The organism is Alphaproteobacteria bacterium, assembly GCA_037146715.1.
In the GTDB taxonomy this organism is placed as follows: domain Bacteria; phylum Pseudomonadota; class Alphaproteobacteria; order UBA7879; family UBA5542; genus JBAWWO01.
Map to the genome: position 1 here is coordinate 1 of JBAWWO010000004.1, position 15,234 is coordinate 15,234.

Annotated in this window: 11 protein-coding genes; 8 read left to right on the top strand and 3 right to left on the bottom strand. The window is 44.8% G+C overall.

What is annotated here, in order from left to right; all coding sequences use genetic code 11:
* Together WCG05_02245 and WCG05_02250 are read left to right on the top strand one after the other, a co-directional pair.
* On the top strand, positions 1-651 hold a 651-nt coding region (locus WCG05_02245; GenBank protein ID MEI8320817.1), incomplete at its 5' end, for a hypothetical protein.
* Between the two features lie 210 nt (positions 652-861).
* Complete coding sequence (locus WCG05_02250; protein ID MEI8320818.1) at positions 862-1,509, top strand: hypothetical protein; 648 nt, start codon at positions 862-864, stop codon at positions 1,507-1,509.
* Positions 1,510-1,789: 280 nt separating this feature from the next.
* Here WCG05_02250 and argS read toward each other — a convergent pair whose 3' ends face one another.
* Both argS and rpsD read right to left on the bottom strand, forming a co-directional pair.
* Positions 1,790-3,541 carry an arginine--tRNA ligase gene (gene argS / locus WCG05_02255; GenBank protein MEI8320819.1) on the bottom strand — a complete coding sequence of 584 codons (1,752 nt, stop codon included), beginning with the start codon at positions 3,539-3,541 and terminating at the stop codon, positions 1,790-1,792.
* 155 nt (positions 3,542-3,696) lie between these two features.
* On the bottom strand, positions 3,697-4,311 hold the full coding sequence (rpsD, locus tag WCG05_02260) for a 30S ribosomal protein S4 (GenBank protein ID MEI8320820.1): 615 nt from the start codon (positions 4,309-4,311) through the stop codon (positions 3,697-3,699).
* 190 nt (positions 4,312-4,501) lie between these two features.
* Here rpsD and WCG05_02265 point away from each other — a divergent pair, with 190 nt between their 5' ends.
* The 6 genes from WCG05_02265 to dnaE all read left to right on the top strand — a co-directional run bounded on the left by WCG05_02265 (position 4,502) and on the right by dnaE (position 12,409).
* Positions 4,502-5,788: an amino acid permease gene (locus tag WCG05_02265; protein MEI8320821.1), complete on the top strand. Its 1,287-nt coding sequence runs from the start codon at positions 4,502-4,504 to the stop codon at positions 5,786-5,788.
* 74 nt (positions 5,789-5,862) lie between these two features.
* Positions 5,863-6,120, top strand: a complete 258-nt coding sequence (locus WCG05_02270; protein MEI8320822.1) for a hypothetical protein — start codon at positions 5,863-5,865, stop codon at positions 6,118-6,120.
* 125 nt (positions 6,121-6,245) lie between these two features.
* Positions 6,246-6,824 carry an F-box-like domain-containing protein gene (locus tag WCG05_02275; GenBank protein MEI8320823.1) on the top strand — a complete coding sequence of 193 codons (579 nt, stop codon included), beginning with the start codon at positions 6,246-6,248 and terminating at the stop codon, positions 6,822-6,824.
* 199 nt (positions 6,825-7,023) lie between these two features.
* Entirely contained in the window at positions 7,024-8,268 is a 1,245-nt protein-coding gene (locus tag WCG05_02280) for a lipoprotein-releasing ABC transporter permease subunit (GenBank protein MEI8320824.1), read from the top strand.
* Entirely contained in the window at positions 8,261-8,956 is a 696-nt protein-coding gene (locus WCG05_02285) for an ABC transporter ATP-binding protein (GenBank protein MEI8320825.1), read from the top strand. Before WCG05_02280 ends, WCG05_02285 begins: the two co-directional genes overlap by 8 nt.
* A 9-nt stretch (positions 8,957-8,965) precedes the next feature.
* The gene (gene dnaE, locus WCG05_02290; protein ID MEI8320826.1) at positions 8,966-12,409 is read left to right on the top strand and encodes a DNA polymerase III subunit alpha; all 3,444 of its coding nucleotides are present in this window, start codon (positions 8,966-8,968) and stop codon (positions 12,407-12,409) included.
* 76 nt (positions 12,410-12,485) lie between these two features.
* Here dnaE and WCG05_02295 read toward each other — a convergent pair whose 3' ends face one another.
* Positions 12,486-15,134 carry a valine--tRNA ligase gene (locus WCG05_02295; GenBank protein ID MEI8320827.1) on the bottom strand — a complete coding sequence of 883 codons (2,649 nt, stop codon included), beginning with the start codon at positions 15,132-15,134 and terminating at the stop codon, positions 12,486-12,488.
* Positions 15,135-15,234 lie beyond the last annotated feature (100 nt).

Here is a 15,234-nt window from a genome sequence, read left to right on the forward strand (position 1 = left end):
CCAACACCTGTTGTAGAGCAACCTGCTGTTGTTGTTGAGACTCCTGCGCCAGTAGGTGCTGATCCAGAGCCTGTTGCAGAAACAGCTATTCCACTGCAAGAGCAAGAAGCACAAAAATTGGCTGAGGCGCTTTCTCAAGCAATGCGTGAGAAAGCATTAGAGAGTGCTAGAGAGGAGCAATTACACCCTGCTGCAAAGCCAGTAACAGCAGAAAGGCCAAAATTTGTCCCACAAGCGACGACGAAGCCAGTCAAGGCACTTAGCCAGCCTGTAAAACCAGGGGTTCCACAACCAATTCCTGCCGCAAAACCCGCTAGCACTATTGCTGTAAAACCAGCGCCAACACAGCCCGTCGCAAAACCTGTTGCAGCACCTATTGCAGCAGAGGCAAAACCTGGGCTTAGGCAAGCCGCCACAGCCCTTCAAAGTATTGACCCTGCATTTGTTCAAGACTTTTTGAGTGTAGCTGACAAAGCGATATCTGAGCCCGCGCAAAAAGCAAAAAATCAAATAGATGCGATTACAGTGGCTAAAGATACTTTCTCTAAAAATCCGAATGCAATCACTTATAATATGCTTCGGGGAGCACTTATAAAAGCTGGGTTTGGTCTTTCTTCAAAATTCCCGCCCACCTTGCCAAAAGCAAAATAAATATTACCGATTATGGTTTCCCCGGCCTTGGGCTGGGGAGCCATTCAAATACATCCCTCTAAAACAGCTAAAAAAGAATGATTCATAGCTAGATTACTTTACGGGTAACAACCGAGTCCTTTTATAAGGAATCGGCTATATACCTACTTGTTTAGATAAAATTATTCGTTTATCATGATGAAATATAATGATACCGGGAGGGTACTAACAATGATTCGATTTTTCTTATTTTTAGCTATTTTTTCTTTTTGTTTTATTCAGATGGCCCTTGCGGCACCTCAACCCAACCCTTCTGCAAGTATGGGTGGTGATGATTTTCCCGGTGGAGACGATGACTCAATGGATATGGATGGTGGCGATAACTTTGATGATGAGGTAGGACCACCCCCCCCAAAGGGAGCACCAGCGCCAGCAAATGCGGGGCCCGCAGGATCAATGATGCCTCCATCACAAGGCGGTGATCCTTATGGGGCTCCATCAGCAGCCGCACCAGGAAATGATCCCTACGCCTATGCGCCCCCTCCTGCTGATAGTTCTATGCAACAACCCCCTATGAACAATGATTTTGGTCCCATGCCACCCCAAGGGCAGATGGATCCTTTAGGGCCTATGCCCCCCATGCCACAAGATGATAGATCTGTCCCAACGCCCCCAAGTTCCTATACGTCACCCGATCAATATGGTCCACCACCACCTCAAGGGGGGCCTAATAATATGCCGCCTATGCCGCAAGATGTGGGTGCGGGAATGTCTCCTGATCAATATGGTGCTCCCCCATCCTATGGACCCAAAAGTACCTTGAATGATGGAAATTTTTCCTGGAGTAATATTGACCTGCATAATCTGATTCCTAGGTAGTCTAGCTCGTTCCTTTGAGCTGAGTACTTCGTCATTCGTCGTTAGTGTAGATCAAGCTACACGTGCGCTTCTCATTCCTCGTATCAGTTAAATTAACTTCGCTATACTGAACGAGCACTTTGCAAACTGTGGGATCTGGGTGTCCCCCAGTGATTTCCTCGGGCTTGACCCGAGGACCCACGCCTTACTTATTGGGGTGCATTTTCGCACCCCATGTATCCTCGCCCCGGGGACCTAAGATTCCAAAGTTTCGCGATGATTACCTCTAAAAGATGCTTTGTTACATATGATCTGGGCAGTCGATGCCCAAAACGCTTAGTACTTTTTCTAAGGTGTTTTGTGTTTGTTGGGCTATTAAAAGCCGAAGGGCTTTCGTTTCGGGATCATTTTTATCTGACAAGATGGGGCAGGCCTGGTAAAAACGACTGAAGCATTGGGCCAGTTCAAAAGCATAATCGCATAACATATTGAGCGCCCGTTTTTCAAAGGCTTTTTCCATAATTTCCTGAAATCTTAGAATCCACAGGATCAGTTCTTTTTCCTGGGGTTCTAGCTCTACTGCTCCTTTAAAAGAAAATGTTCCTGCCTTTAACAAAATCGATTTAATGCGTACCACAGCATAAAGCAAATAGGGGCCTGTTTTACCCTCAAAATTCATAAATTTCGCCACATCAAACTGATAGTTTTGTGACATATTGTGCTGTAAATCCGCAAACTTCAGGGCGGCGATGCCTATTTTTTGTGCGGTATCGTTGGTTATTGTTTCCGAGGCAGTTTCTAAATGAGCCTCTTTAGTTCGGCTTTTTGCTTCCTCTACAAGAGTATGGATCAGTTCTTCCAGGCGCATAGCCCCGCCTGCACGGGTTTTGAAGGGTTTGTTGTCGGGCCCGTTCATGGTTCCAAATCCTAAAAACTCAAACTGAGCCGTGTAGCCAGCTTTACGTGCTGCCCGAAAAACTTGCTCAAAATGCAGGGATTGTCGCCCATCCACCACATACAAAATATCATCCGCCTTGAATGTTTCTACCCGTTCCCGAATGGTGGCTAAATCCGTTGTGGCGTATAAAATACCCCCGTCCGATTTTTCCAGCAAAACAGGGGGTACTTCTTTTTTATCAGTGGGCTCCGACACATTGATTACAAAAGCGCCCTGGCTTTTTTCCAAAATGTTTTTGTGTTTTAAATCTTCCAACAGGCTGGGGATTTGGTCCTGATAGCGGCTTTCCCCAAACCATTGTTCAAAAGAAACCCCAAGCTTTTCAAATTGCGTTTTCATATCTACGACTGAAACATCCACGAAATGTTTCCAAAGGGCCCTATACCCGGGGCGCCCCTGTTGTAGTTCAAATGTGGCTTGGCGTGCTTTTGTGGCTAGCATTTCATCCTCGGCACAGCGGGCAGAAATCTGGGGATAAATGCGCTGTAAATCTTCCAGCGTTACGGGCGATTCTTTAGGGTAAGGCCCCGTGAAACCAGTATCAAAATATACGACCTTGGGGTCCGTCTCTTCAAGGGCAATAATCAGCATCCCCATCTGTGTTCCCCAGTCACCCAGATGGATATCCCCCGTCACATCGTGCCCCATAAAACGGAACAAATTTTTAAGGGATTGCCCAATAATGCTAGATCTTAAATGGCCCACATGCATGGGTTTAGCTACATTAGGTCCCCCATAATCAATGAAGACCTTATGTTTTTTAGCGGGAGAAAGATGCTCAGGAACAGAAAATTCTTGGAAAGATTTTAAAAGGTAGGATGGTTTAATTTTATAATTAATGAAGCCAGGGCCTGCCACAGAAAATTCAATATCCGTGGTCAATTGGGTCAGGTGCCCAATAATTTCTTGGGCTAATTCTTGGGGATTTCGTTGCAGTTTCTTACCCAAAATCAGGGATCCATTGCATTGGTAATCAGCCAGATCTGGCCTGTCCGCCATTTTGACTTCTGCAAAAGCGATATCCAGACCCGCTTTTTGAAAAGCAGCCTGCGTTATATTTCGCAAAAAATCGTTAAGAGTTCTGAAGGGTTTCATGCTGTTTCAATGATAGTACAAAACTAAAAAAAGTAAAACGAATGATCTTCTGAGAAATTAAAGAGTACGAGCGAAACCAGGGTCCAGGGCTCCGACATGTACATTTAGTACATTAGAAGCCCAAGATCCCGCAGTTTTGCGAAGTAATCGTTAATTTATCGTGAATAGAATTCGATAACTAAGTTTGGTTCCATCTGAACAGGGTAAGGAACTTCCATTAATTTAGGAGCTCTTAAAAACTTACCAGTCAGTTTCTTATGGTCTACTTCAAGGTAGGTGGGAACTTCACGCTCTGAAGACTGAATTGCCTCAAGAACAATTGGAATTTCCTTTGAGCGATCGCGTATTTCAATCACATCCCCATCCTTTACAGAATAGGAAGGAATATTAACGCGCTTGCCATTTACCCTAATGTGGCCATGGTTCACAAACTGTCGTGCAGAAAACACCGTAGGCACGAAGCGCAGACGATAGATAACTGAGTCTAGACGGCGCTCTAGGAGTTCAATTAAAGTTTCGCCCGTGTCCCCGCGACGGCGCTCTGCTTCCTGAAACAGATTACGGAATTGGCGTTCACCAATGTTACCATAATACTTTTTCAGTTTTTGCTTTGCGCTAAGCTGAACACCATAGTCGGTTAATTTTTTACGTGCTGCACCATGTTGGCCGGGCGCGTAACTTCTTGTGTTAACCGGACTTTTGGGACGTCCCCAGAGGTTTACCCCCAGGCGACGGTTACATTTATATTTTGCTTGTATACGTTTTGTCATAGGATTATCCTAAAATTATTCATAGATTTCAGTACATTAGTAAAAAATCTAACAACGATTAATACATGCGCCGTTCTCATTTATTCAAATGAATACAGCCTTTTAACCTTATTTCAGATCAAATGTCAAACAATTGTTAAAAATTTCTGGATTTTCTTTTAGGGGCTGCTATAGTGTGGTGGTTATGAAAATGGCTAAAAAACTAGGATTCTGGACTCTTTTATCCCTGGTCATGGGCAACATGATTGGGGGCGGTATTTTTATGCTGCCTGCGTCCCTTGCTGCCTATGGTAGTTTAAGCTTGATTGGCTGGGGGGTTACCACCGTTGGCGCCTTGTTTTTGGCCCTTGTCTTTGCTCGGTTAAGTTATCGGTTTCCCATTGATGGGGGGCCCTATGCCTATTGCCGGGCGGCCCTGGGAAACTTTATGGGCTTTCAAGTGGCCTGGATTTATTGGATTTCCATGTGGGTGGGCAGTGCGGCGACTGTTACCGCAACGGTCAGTTATATTTCTGTCTTTTTTCCCGAGCTCACCACCAACCCTCTGCTATCCTTAGCAGCCAGCACGACTATTATTTGGGGTCTAACCCTTTTGAATATTTTCAGTCTTAAGGCCTCAAGCGTTGTTCAAGTGTTAACAACTATCTTGAAAATTCTGCCCTTAATTCTTTTAGTGGTATTTGGTCTACCCAGAATAAGCATCGCCAACTTTCAGCCCTTTAACCCCAGTGGGGAACCTTTCTTTTCTGCCCTATTAAGCGCCTCTATTATAACCATGTGGACGTTCATTGGTATTGAAAGTGCCACGGTCCCTGCCAAAAAGGTTCATAACCCTGCCCACACCATTCCTCGGGCAACTTTATGGGGCACGGGCCTGGTCGCTGTTTTTTATATTATTCTTTCGATCTTTATGATTGGGGTCATTCCCAATGCTGAACTTAAAGTTAGCACCGCTCCCTTTGCCATGGCGGCCAGTGTTATTTGGGGCCCCTGGGGCAGCAGTCTTATTGCCTTGATCGTTATCATTGCCTCATTAGGGTGTTTGAATGGGTGGGTTTTGATTGAAGCCCAAGTTCCAGCTTCTGCGGCACAGGACGGATTATTCCCCAAAAAATTTGCCCAAACCAATAAAGACGGCTTGCCTGTTTTTTCCATGATTTTTACCGCGTGTTTAACAAACAGTCTTGTTTTGTTGAATTATCATAAAAATTTCGTCGCGGCTTTTAGTTTTATGATTATTTTAGCCACCGTTGCAGTTTTGATTACTTATTTATTTTCCGTTATTTCTGAAGTTGTTTTAATTTTAAAAGAAAAAAAGAAATTATCTAAAATAATTCTTGTGAAGAATTTCCTTGTAGTTGTCTTGGCTTCCAGCTATATAGTTTTGGCTCTGGTAGGTGCTGGAGCAGAGATTTTGCTTTGGGGAATTTTATTATTCTGTTTAAGTATTCCTTTTTACTTTTATAAAAGAAGTTGAAATAATCATGAACTTTCACCTTGAAAACCCATCTTTCGATTCCTACATGTTGTGTAAGGAAAGGAAATTTTTGGATGAGAAGAAAAGATCTCATGAGTGTTATAACCACAGAGGACGCAAGCGTCATCACACCCGAGGAGTATGAACATTTGTCTTTTTTCCTAGAAACAACCACTGAAACAATCAAAAAAATTACTGTCTGCATGCAACAGCTTGATATGGAAGTTCTGCGTTTGAAGTACGAACTAAAGGCTGCCATCAATGAGCATGCCAACTTTCGCCATAAGTTAGACGAATTCGAATCCCACACTAAGAAAACCCCTAAGAATTAAGCTGACTCCACATTACAGTGCTTTCTTCAGGCTTGCCCCGAGGATCTTTCTTTTTCTTTACTCCCTTGCAATATAATTCTACGCATCCTATATGTATTCCAGAGTGATCTTTTTAGGAGATTAAAATGCGTACAAAATTTTTATATACTATTCTTTTTAGCTTGGCTTTAAGTCAGCAGGCTCACTCTGCTACAGGTGATCTGCCGGATGAACCTAGAGCTGCATCCCCTCAATTGGGCGCCCTTGCTGACCCCACGTCAGAACTAATAAAGGTCAAAGGTTCTCGAAAACTTGATGAAACCATCCCTTTCTTTACTCAGCTTCCCTTAGAACTTACTCTAAAAGTTCTAAGTTTTTTGTCCAAAAAAGATTTTGCTCAACTCCGACTGACTTCAAGTGGGTGGGGAGCCTACTTAAAAGCAACTCAATTCTCTAAAATAAAGAGGCTACACTTCTTGAGCAATAAAATTGGCAATGCTGGGGTGATTGCCCTTGCTCCCTATCTTTCCCAAATGACCAACTTGCAGAGTCTAGACTTAAGGGGGAATTATATTGGTGATGATGGGGTGATTGCCCTTGCTCCAAATCTTTCCCGAATGCCCAACTTGCAGAGTCTAATCTTAGAGAGCAATCAAATTGGTGCTGCTTGCAGAGCAGAAATACTTACGCGACTAACACGGCCGGGGCTTCAAATAAAGTTCTAAAAAATATTTTGTAGTCTCCCTCTTCTGCTTTCCTCGGCCTTGAGCCGAGGACCCGCCCCTTTCTTATAGTGTGCCGCACTCCGTGGTCCCTCGGTCGAAGCCCGAGGGAACCAAGGGGGGGGGCAGCTTTGCAATGATGGCACTATTAAGCACCTAAGTTTTTCTTGCATAGAAAGTATTAATTTGCCAATATCTTCCTATGAATTTACCCCTGATAAAATTTGTGGCTGGGCGCTATTTGTGGCCTAAAAAATCGGATGGTTTTTTGAAAATCATCACGCTTTTTTCCTTTATTGGTATTACGTTGGGGGTGGCCACCCTTATTATCGTTATGTCCGTTATGAACGGATTCCGGATTGAACTTTCTAAAAAAATTCTTGATTTTAACAGCCATCTTTCCGTTTATGATTTGCCCTTAAAAGACTCTCCTGATTTTGTCAAAACCATTAACAATTTGCCAGAAGTCACTGCGGCCTTTCCGGTGATTGAGGGGCAGGCCGTGTTGATGGGGAGGGGGCAATCTCTGGGTGTTATGGCCCGCGCGCTGCCTTTTTCTGATCTGAAAGACAAAAGTTTCATTTACAAAAAACTAACCTTTGGTAGTTTTGAGGGCTTTGATTCAGCGGAGCCCTCCCTTGTTATTGGAAAAAAATTAGCCCAACGACTTGGGGTCTATCCGGGGGATAGCATCACTCTGATTTCGCCTAAAGGAAATTCCACCCCCTTTGGGACTATGCCCCGGTTTGAACAATTTAAGATTGTGGGCATTTTCGAAGTGGGTATGCACGAATATGATTCAAACGTGGTATTCATACCCTATGAACAGGCCCGGGATTTTTTCAGGGTTGATGACAAGTGGGGGCACTTAGAAATTTACCTGAAAAATCCCTACAACACAGATTCAGTAACGGAAAAAATTCAGCAACTAGTGCCTGAACCCCTGCGGTTTTTAAGTTGGGCCCAGGCCCACGCCAGTTTCTTTGAAGTCATTCAAATCGAAAGTAACGTTATGTTCATTATTTTAAGTATGATCATTCTGATTGCAGCTTTTAACATTATTTCGGGATTGGTTATTTTGGTGAAAGATAAATCAACAGATATCGCCATCATCAAAACCATGGGGGGGCCTGCGAAGGATGTGATGTATACTTTTTCCCTGGTGGGCAGCTCTATTGGCATCCTAGGGACATTTTTTGGATATTTGTTAGGGCTTTTGGTGTCTCATAATCTAGAATCCATTCGGCAAGGATTACAATCTTTGTTGGGCATTCAACTGTTTAATTCGGAATTTTATTTCCTGACAAAGTTGCCTTCTGTCGTTATGGCGGGGGACGTGGCCATGATTGTTTCTCTGTCCGTTATTTTATCGTTTTTGGCGACCTTGTATCCTGCTTATCGGGCGTCTAAACTAAACCCTATTGAGGTGCTGCGTCAAAATGGGTAAAAATCTTTTAACCATTAACAATCTGAAAAAAACCTACACCCAACCGGGGGGTGACCTGACAGTTTTGGATGATGTTTCTTTTTCCCTGAACAAGGGGGAAATTGTGGCGCTGATGGGACCTTCGGGCTCAGGCAAATCAACCTTGCTCCATTTGGTGGGGTTGCTGGACGCCTCAAGCAGTGGCGCTATTACCTACGATGGGCAGGATTATGAGTCTCTTTCAACCCCCCAAAAAGATGCCTTCCGGTCTCGCAATCTAGGATTCATTTACCAAAAGCATTATTTACTGCCCGAATTCACGGCTGAGGAAAACGTACTGATTCCCCTGCTGATTCAAAAAATGCCTAAAGCACAGGCCCACGCAAAGGCCCAAGTTCTGCTGAAAAAAGTGGGTTTAGAGAACCGCTTAGCCCACAGACCCTGGGAATTATCTGGGGGTGAACAACAGCGGGTTGCCATCGCCCGGGCTTTGGTGCATAGTCCGTCCCTGTTACTGGCAGACGAACCCACGGGTAATCTGGATGAACAGAATGGGAATACATTTTTTTCCCTATTGCTTGAGCTTGTTAAAGAACTAAATCTGACGGCGTTGATTGCAACCCATGATCAGGGGCTGGCCAAACGAATGGATAGAATTCTCTACTTACACGAGGGTGCCCTTAGAAAGTCTCCCTTGAAACAAGGATAAATAGTTTAAATGGACACCAAAATCACCACTCCTTTTGTTCACCTGCGGGTCCATTCAGCCTATTCCCTGGCAGAAGGTGCCATCAAGATCCCCGAAATTATTGAGCTTTGTCAAAAGAATCAAATGAATCGGGTTGCCATCACGGACACCAGCAATATGTTTGGCGCTCTGGAATTCTCCCTGGCCTGTGCCCAAGAAAAAATACAGGCTTTGATGGGGATGGAGGTCAAACTCCATCTATCAAAAGAAGACAACCCTTTCAAATTGCCTCCCATCGTCTTACTGGCCCAAAATGAACAGGGATACAAAAACCTGCTGAAAATAATCAGTCACGCCTATGAAGATCTTCCCAGCCGTCAGGTTCCCTATGTGACCATGGAGGATCTGCGTCACCATCACGAGGGGCTTGTTGTCCTGTCAGGGGGCGCGGAAGGTCCCTTGGGCCAACTTATTTTAGACCGCAAAAAAGATCTGGCGAAAAAGATCATGCTAGATTTGCAGCAGATTTTTCAGAGCCGTTTTTACATGGAAATTGGCCGCCATGGCCAGGAAAACGAATTGAAAACGGAAGATATTTTTATCGACTGGGCCTATGAATTCAACATCCCTTTGGTTGCCACCAACAATGTGTTCTTTTCGGATTCTTCCATGCATGAAGCCCATGACGCGCTCTTGTGCATTGCTGAGGGAACCTATGTTTCAGAGCCTAATCGCCGTCGGGTAACGCCCCATCATTATTTCAAATCTGATGCAGAAATGAAGGCTCTGTTTGCGGACTTGCCTGAAGCCATTGCAAACACCTACCTTATTGCCCAAAGCTGCCAGTTCATGCCCACATCTTGCAAGCCGGTTTTGCCTACTTTTTCCACTGAGTCGGGCCGATCAGAGGAAGAAGAACTGCGCGTACAGGCAAAGGAAGGTCTAGAAAAAAGACTTTCTCTTATGCCTGAACCCCCAAGCCCCGAACTACGGCAGAAGTATTTTGATCGCCTGGCATTAGAGCTGGAAACCATCATCAAGATGGGGTTTCCCGGATATTTTCTGATCGTTGCAGATTTCATTCAGTGGGCAAAAAAGAACAACATTCCTGTGGGGCCTGGTCGTGGATCAGGGGCGGGGTCCGTTGTATCTTGGTCTTTGACCATTACGGATTTAGATCCCATTCGATTCGGTTTGTTTTTTGAGCGCTTCTTGAATCCAGAGCGTGTTTCCATGCCTGACTTTGACGTGGATTTTTGCCAGGATCGCCGCGATGAAGTCATTCAATACGTTCAGAAGCGGTATGGAAAAGAGCGTGTTGCCCATATTATTACCTTTGGAAAATTGCAAGCTCGCGCTGTACTGCGCGATGTGGGCCGTGTCCTTCAAATTCCCTATCCCCAGGTCGATAAAATTTCCAAGCTTGTTCCCCAAAACCCAGCCAACCCCTGTACCCTTGAAGAAGCGATTCATCAAGAACCTTTGTTGCAGGAAATGATAAAAACGGACCCTATGGTCGCAAAACTTGCGAATATGGGACAAAAGCTGGAAGGCCTTTATCGACATGCCTCAACCCATGCGGCGGGGTTAATCATTGGCGACAAACCCCTTGAAGAAACGGTTCCCTTGTATCGGGATGCTAAGTCTGACATTTTGGCCACCCAATTTAGCATGAAATATGTGGAATTGGCAGGCCTTGTAAAGTTTGACTTTTTGGGACTCAAAACTCTAACAGTTTTGAAGAAATCTGTAGACATGGCCATAAGTCAGGGGAAAGAAGTTAACCTTTCCACCATTCCCTTGGATGACAAAAAAACATTTGACCTTTTAAATCGAGTTGAAACTGTGGGTATATTTCAGCTGGAAGGTCAGGGTATGCGCGATGTGGTGCGCCGCCTGCGGATTGATTGCTTTGAAGAAATTATCACTTTGGGTGCTATCTATCGGCCGGGTCCTATGGACGATATTCCCCGCTATATTGCCTGTAAGCATGGAGATCAAGAAGTGCACTATGCTCATCCTTGTATGGAACCTATTCTAAAAGAAACCTATGGGGTCATGGTGTATCAAGAACAAGTCATGCAAATTGCTCAGGTCTTTGCTGGATATACCATAGGAGGCGCTGACCTATTACGACGGGCCATGGGCAAAAAGATCAAGTCTGAAATGGATGCTCAACGGAAAATTTTCATTGAAGGGGCCATTGGTAAGGGCATTAATAAAGGACTTGCTACCCAGGTGTTCGATCAAATTGCTAAGTTTGCCAGCTATGCTTTTCCAAAGGCTCACGCAGCGCCTTATGGCCTGGTCACCTATCAAACGGCCTATATGAAAGCCAATTTCCCCCATGAGTTCATGGCAGCTACTATGACTTATGATAAGCAGAACACCGATAAGCTGGCCATTTACAAGCAAGAACTTTCCCTAATGGGTATTCAGCTGTTGCCCCCGGATGTGAATCAGTCTCAAGAAAATTTTTCTGTTGAGATAAATCTAATAACGGGTGAGAAGAGTGTGCGATACGCTCTTGCTGCCGTTAAGAATGTGGGGGAGGCTTCTATGGCGGCCCTGGTAGCAGAACGGGAAAAAAATGGCACCTTTAAGTCCCTGGAAGATTTCTTGACTCGACTCACAACAAAAGTGCTGAACAAACGCCAACTGGAAAGCCTTATTAATTCAGGGGCGCTGGATAGCTTGCATCCCATTCGTCGCAACCTATTTGAGTCCGTTGAGGTTTTTTTGCGATACGCGGGGGACGTGCTTTCAGCCCAAGAAAATACCCAGGCCCAATTGTTCGGCTCAACCGTCTTTGCAAAGCCTGCTCTGGAGTTGCCCTCAACTCCTGAATGGAGCGTACTGGAAAAATTAAAACAGGAATCAGAAGCGTTAGGTTTCTACTTATCTTCCCATCCCCTAGAATCCTATGGGGAAAAAATCCTGAAAAAACTAAAGGTTATCAAAAGTGATGCTATCGATAAATTTGAAGGTGTCCAGACTATGTTGATCGGCATGCCTTCTTTCTTTAAACAACGGACCTCGAAGACTGGCCGCAAGTTCGCGTTCCTGGGGCTTTCTGACGACAAGGGCCCTTATGAGGTCACCGTATTTGCCGAGCAAATTGCTCGGGCTAGAGATCTAGTTGAAGTTGGAGATCCTTTGCTTATTTCTGTTTCTATTCGAACAGATGATCAGGGACTAAAACGAATGACAGTCACCAATTTAAACTCTCTAGAAGAAGCTGTCAAAAACATAGAAAATAAGATTTCCGTACATTTGAAAAGCCGGGATGCCATCCAAACTCTTAAATCTTTTTTGGACTCTAAAACGGGGGGGCGCACCAAAATTTCCCTGTCTCTGCCTGCCAGCGACTTTCCTGGTGTGGTGATGGAGCTTCCTCATTTTTATAAAATAACCCCAACCGATCTGGCTACCCTGTCCGCTATGGAGCATGTTGAGGTTCGCGAAGAGGGGTGAGCCTCGCTACCGTCATCCCGAGGAGGTCGCAAGACCGACGTGGGGATCCAGCTTCCTTTTTTTGCTTTCCTAGGTTTTAACTCAAGCTTTTGATTTTTTCAAAGGCAGAAAGGGTTTTACTATATAAAGAATCAAGATTTTCGAGACGATTGTTCAGCTCGTCAATAATAGCCTCTGGCGCTTTTTGCCGGAATTCTGGATTAGCCAAACGAACTTTAATCCCATTTTTCTCTTGGTTTATTTTTTCCATTTCCTTTTGTAGCCGCCTAAATTCGGCGGAAACGTCAATGACCCCCTCCATCAACACATCGCAGGTTGTTTTTTGAACAATCAGCTGAATTTTTTTTGTTGTTTCGGCAGGTGTGAAGTGAATCTCTTTCAATCGCCCTAATCGCTCAATCAGATCCTTGTTTTCAAGAATAACCTCCTGTTGGTTTTTAGGACCTTCGGCCCAATAAACCTCTAACAAATAGGCAGGAGAAATCCCCAGTTCAGCCCGCATGCTCCGCAGAGACGAAATGAAATCAATCACGAACAAAACATCCTTTTCAGCGGATCCAAATTTGGCCTTTACAGGGGTCGGCCACGAGGCCTTAATCAGCAATCCTTCGCCCTCTAAGGCCTCCCAAACTTCCTCTGTTATAAAGGGCATCAAAGGGTGCATCAAATGGCCGAACTGACCTAAGACCCACGCGAGGGTATGTTTTGTTTCTTTCTTGGCCTTTGCGTCATCCCCATTCAAAATGGGTTTTGTGAATTCAACATACCAATCACAGAAAGTCCCCCACAAAAAGTGGTAAAGCCCTTGGGCCATTTCATGAAAGGTATAGGTTTCCAGGTGCTCTGTGGTCTCTTCAATCAGCTTATTAACTTCTGTCACAATCCACTGGTTCACCGGGTGCGCACAGGCGCTGGGAACGTAGGGGGCATCTAAGAAGCAATCATTCATTTGGGCATAGCGAACGGCATTCCAAATCTTCGTGACAAAGTTTCGGTTGGCTGCCACTTTTTCTTCAGACATGCGCACATCGCGCCCTGGTACAGCCATAGATCCCAGAGTAAAGCGCAGGGCATCGGCCCCGTATTGGTCAATCAGGTGTAGGGGGTCAATCACATTTCCCTTAGACTTTGACATCTTTTGCCCCTTGGCATCGCGAATTAGGGCATGAATATAGACGGTTTTGAAGGGCACTTTTTCAGTGAAATAAAGACCCATCATCATCATGCGGGCAACCCAAAAGAAGATAATATCAAAGCCTGTAACCAATACGTCGGTCGGGTAATGGCGGTTAAAAACTGGATTGTCTTCAGGCCACCCCAGGGTCACAAAGGGCCACAATCCTGAAGAAAACCATGTATCTAAAACATCTGGATCTTGCACAAGGTCCACTTGTTTCCCGTAATGGGTTTTGGCCAGAGACAAAGCCTCTTCAAAGTTTTCCGCCACAAAAATTTTACCGTCCGGTCCATACCAAGCGGGGATGGGATGCCCCCACCAAAGTTGCCTGGAAATGCACCAGGGCTGAATATTTTCAAGCCAGTCAAAATAAACCTTGGTCCAGTTTTCAGGGAAGAATTTAGTGTGTCCCTTACGTACGGCTTCTAACGCGGGGACCGCCAATTTATGTGCATTCACATACCATTGATCTGTCAGGCGGGGCTCAATCACAACACCAGATCTGTCTCCAAACGGTACCGTATGGATGATGTTTTCTTCCTTTTCCAACAGTTCCAATTCTTTTAAAGCATCAACTAGTTTTTCCCGCGCAGCCTGGCAATTCAGCCCTCGGTATTCTTCAGGTGCATTTTTATTTAGCAACCCATATTCATCCAACAATTCAATGGATTCCAGATGGTGGCGCTTTCCCACTTCAAAGTCATTAAAATCGTGGGCGGGGGTTATTTTAACGGCTCCCGTACCCTTTTCTGGGTCACAATAGGAATCCGCAATAACCTTGATGGGGCGATTGCTAATGGGGATCAAAACCGTTTCCCCAACCCAACTCTTATAGCGCTCATCCTTTGGATTTACGGCAACAGCCGTATCTGCAAAGCAAGTTTCTGGGCGGGTGGTTGCAACAACAATATGGCCTTCTTTTCCCTGGCAGGGATATTTGATGTAATAAAGTTTTCCCTTTAGTTCTTTTTGTTCCACTTCTAAATCTGAAATGGCTGTTTGGTATTTTGTATCCCAGTTAACCAGTTTTTTGTCTTTGTAAATAAGATTGTCCCGATACAAATCAACGAAAGCTTTGGTGACGCAGGCGCTGGCGTGCTTGTCCATGGTAAAGCGTTCCCGTGACCAATCGGCACTGGCGCCTAGACGCTGCAGTTGTTTTACGATGGCCCCACCTGAATGATTTTTCCATTCCCATATTTTTTCTAGAAAGGCTTCTTTTCCAAGATCTTGGCGCTTTATGCCCTTTTCTTCAAGCTGACGCTCTACTACCATCTGGGTCGCAATACCTGCGTGATCCGTACCTGCTTGCCACAATACATCTTTGCCGCGCATACGTTCGAACCGAATCAAAACATCTTGCAGGGTAAAGGTAAGGGCGTGCCCCAAGTGCAGGTTCCCTGTCACATTAGCGGGGGGCATGGTGATGGTAAAAGTATTATCTGCGTCAGAGGTTAGTTGAAAGCACTTATCATCCGTCCAGGCTTTATAGATTTTTTTTTCTATAGCGGCGGGATTATAAACAGTCTCTAAAAGCTTTTTCGTCATGGGGTGAATTTTTACATGACTTTAAGAACTTTTCAAAGCGTAAAATGGTTTTTAAAAGATAATAAGGGGTAGTATTATCATTCGGATTTGTTAGAATCAA

What these genes read in the sequence shown, in the direction of transcription:
- WCG05_02280 (MEI8320824.1), top strand. Translation starts at nt 7,024, where the DNA reads ATGAATTTACCCCTGATAAAATTTGTGGCTGGGCGCTATTTGTGGCCT.
- dnaE (MEI8320826.1), top strand. Translation starts at nt 8,966, where the DNA reads ATGGACACCAAAATCACCACTCCTTTTGTTCACCTGCGGGTCCATTCA.
- rpsD (MEI8320820.1), bottom strand. Translation starts at nt 4,311, where the DNA reads ATGACAAAACGTATACAAGCAAAATATAAATGTAACCGTCGCCTGGGG.
- WCG05_02275 (MEI8320823.1), top strand. Translation starts at nt 6,246, where the DNA reads ATGCGTACAAAATTTTTATATACTATTCTTTTTAGCTTGGCTTTAAGT.
- WCG05_02270 (MEI8320822.1), top strand. Translation starts at nt 5,863, where the DNA reads ATGAGAAGAAAAGATCTCATGAGTGTTATAACCACAGAGGACGCAAGC.
- WCG05_02250 (MEI8320818.1), top strand. Translation starts at nt 862, where the DNA reads ATGATTCGATTTTTCTTATTTTTAGCTATTTTTTCTTTTTGTTTTATT.
- WCG05_02285 (MEI8320825.1), top strand. Translation starts at nt 8,261, where the DNA reads ATGGGTAAAAATCTTTTAACCATTAACAATCTGAAAAAAACCTACACC.
- WCG05_02265 (MEI8320821.1), top strand. Translation starts at nt 4,502, where the DNA reads ATGGCTAAAAAACTAGGATTCTGGACTCTTTTATCCCTGGTCATGGGC.
- argS (MEI8320819.1), bottom strand. Translation starts at nt 3,541, where the DNA reads ATGAAACCCTTCAGAACTCTTAACGATTTTTTGCGAAATATAACGCAG.
- WCG05_02295 (MEI8320827.1), bottom strand. Translation starts at nt 15,134, where the DNA reads ATGACGAAAAAGCTTTTAGAGACTGTTTATAATCCCGCCGCTATAGAA.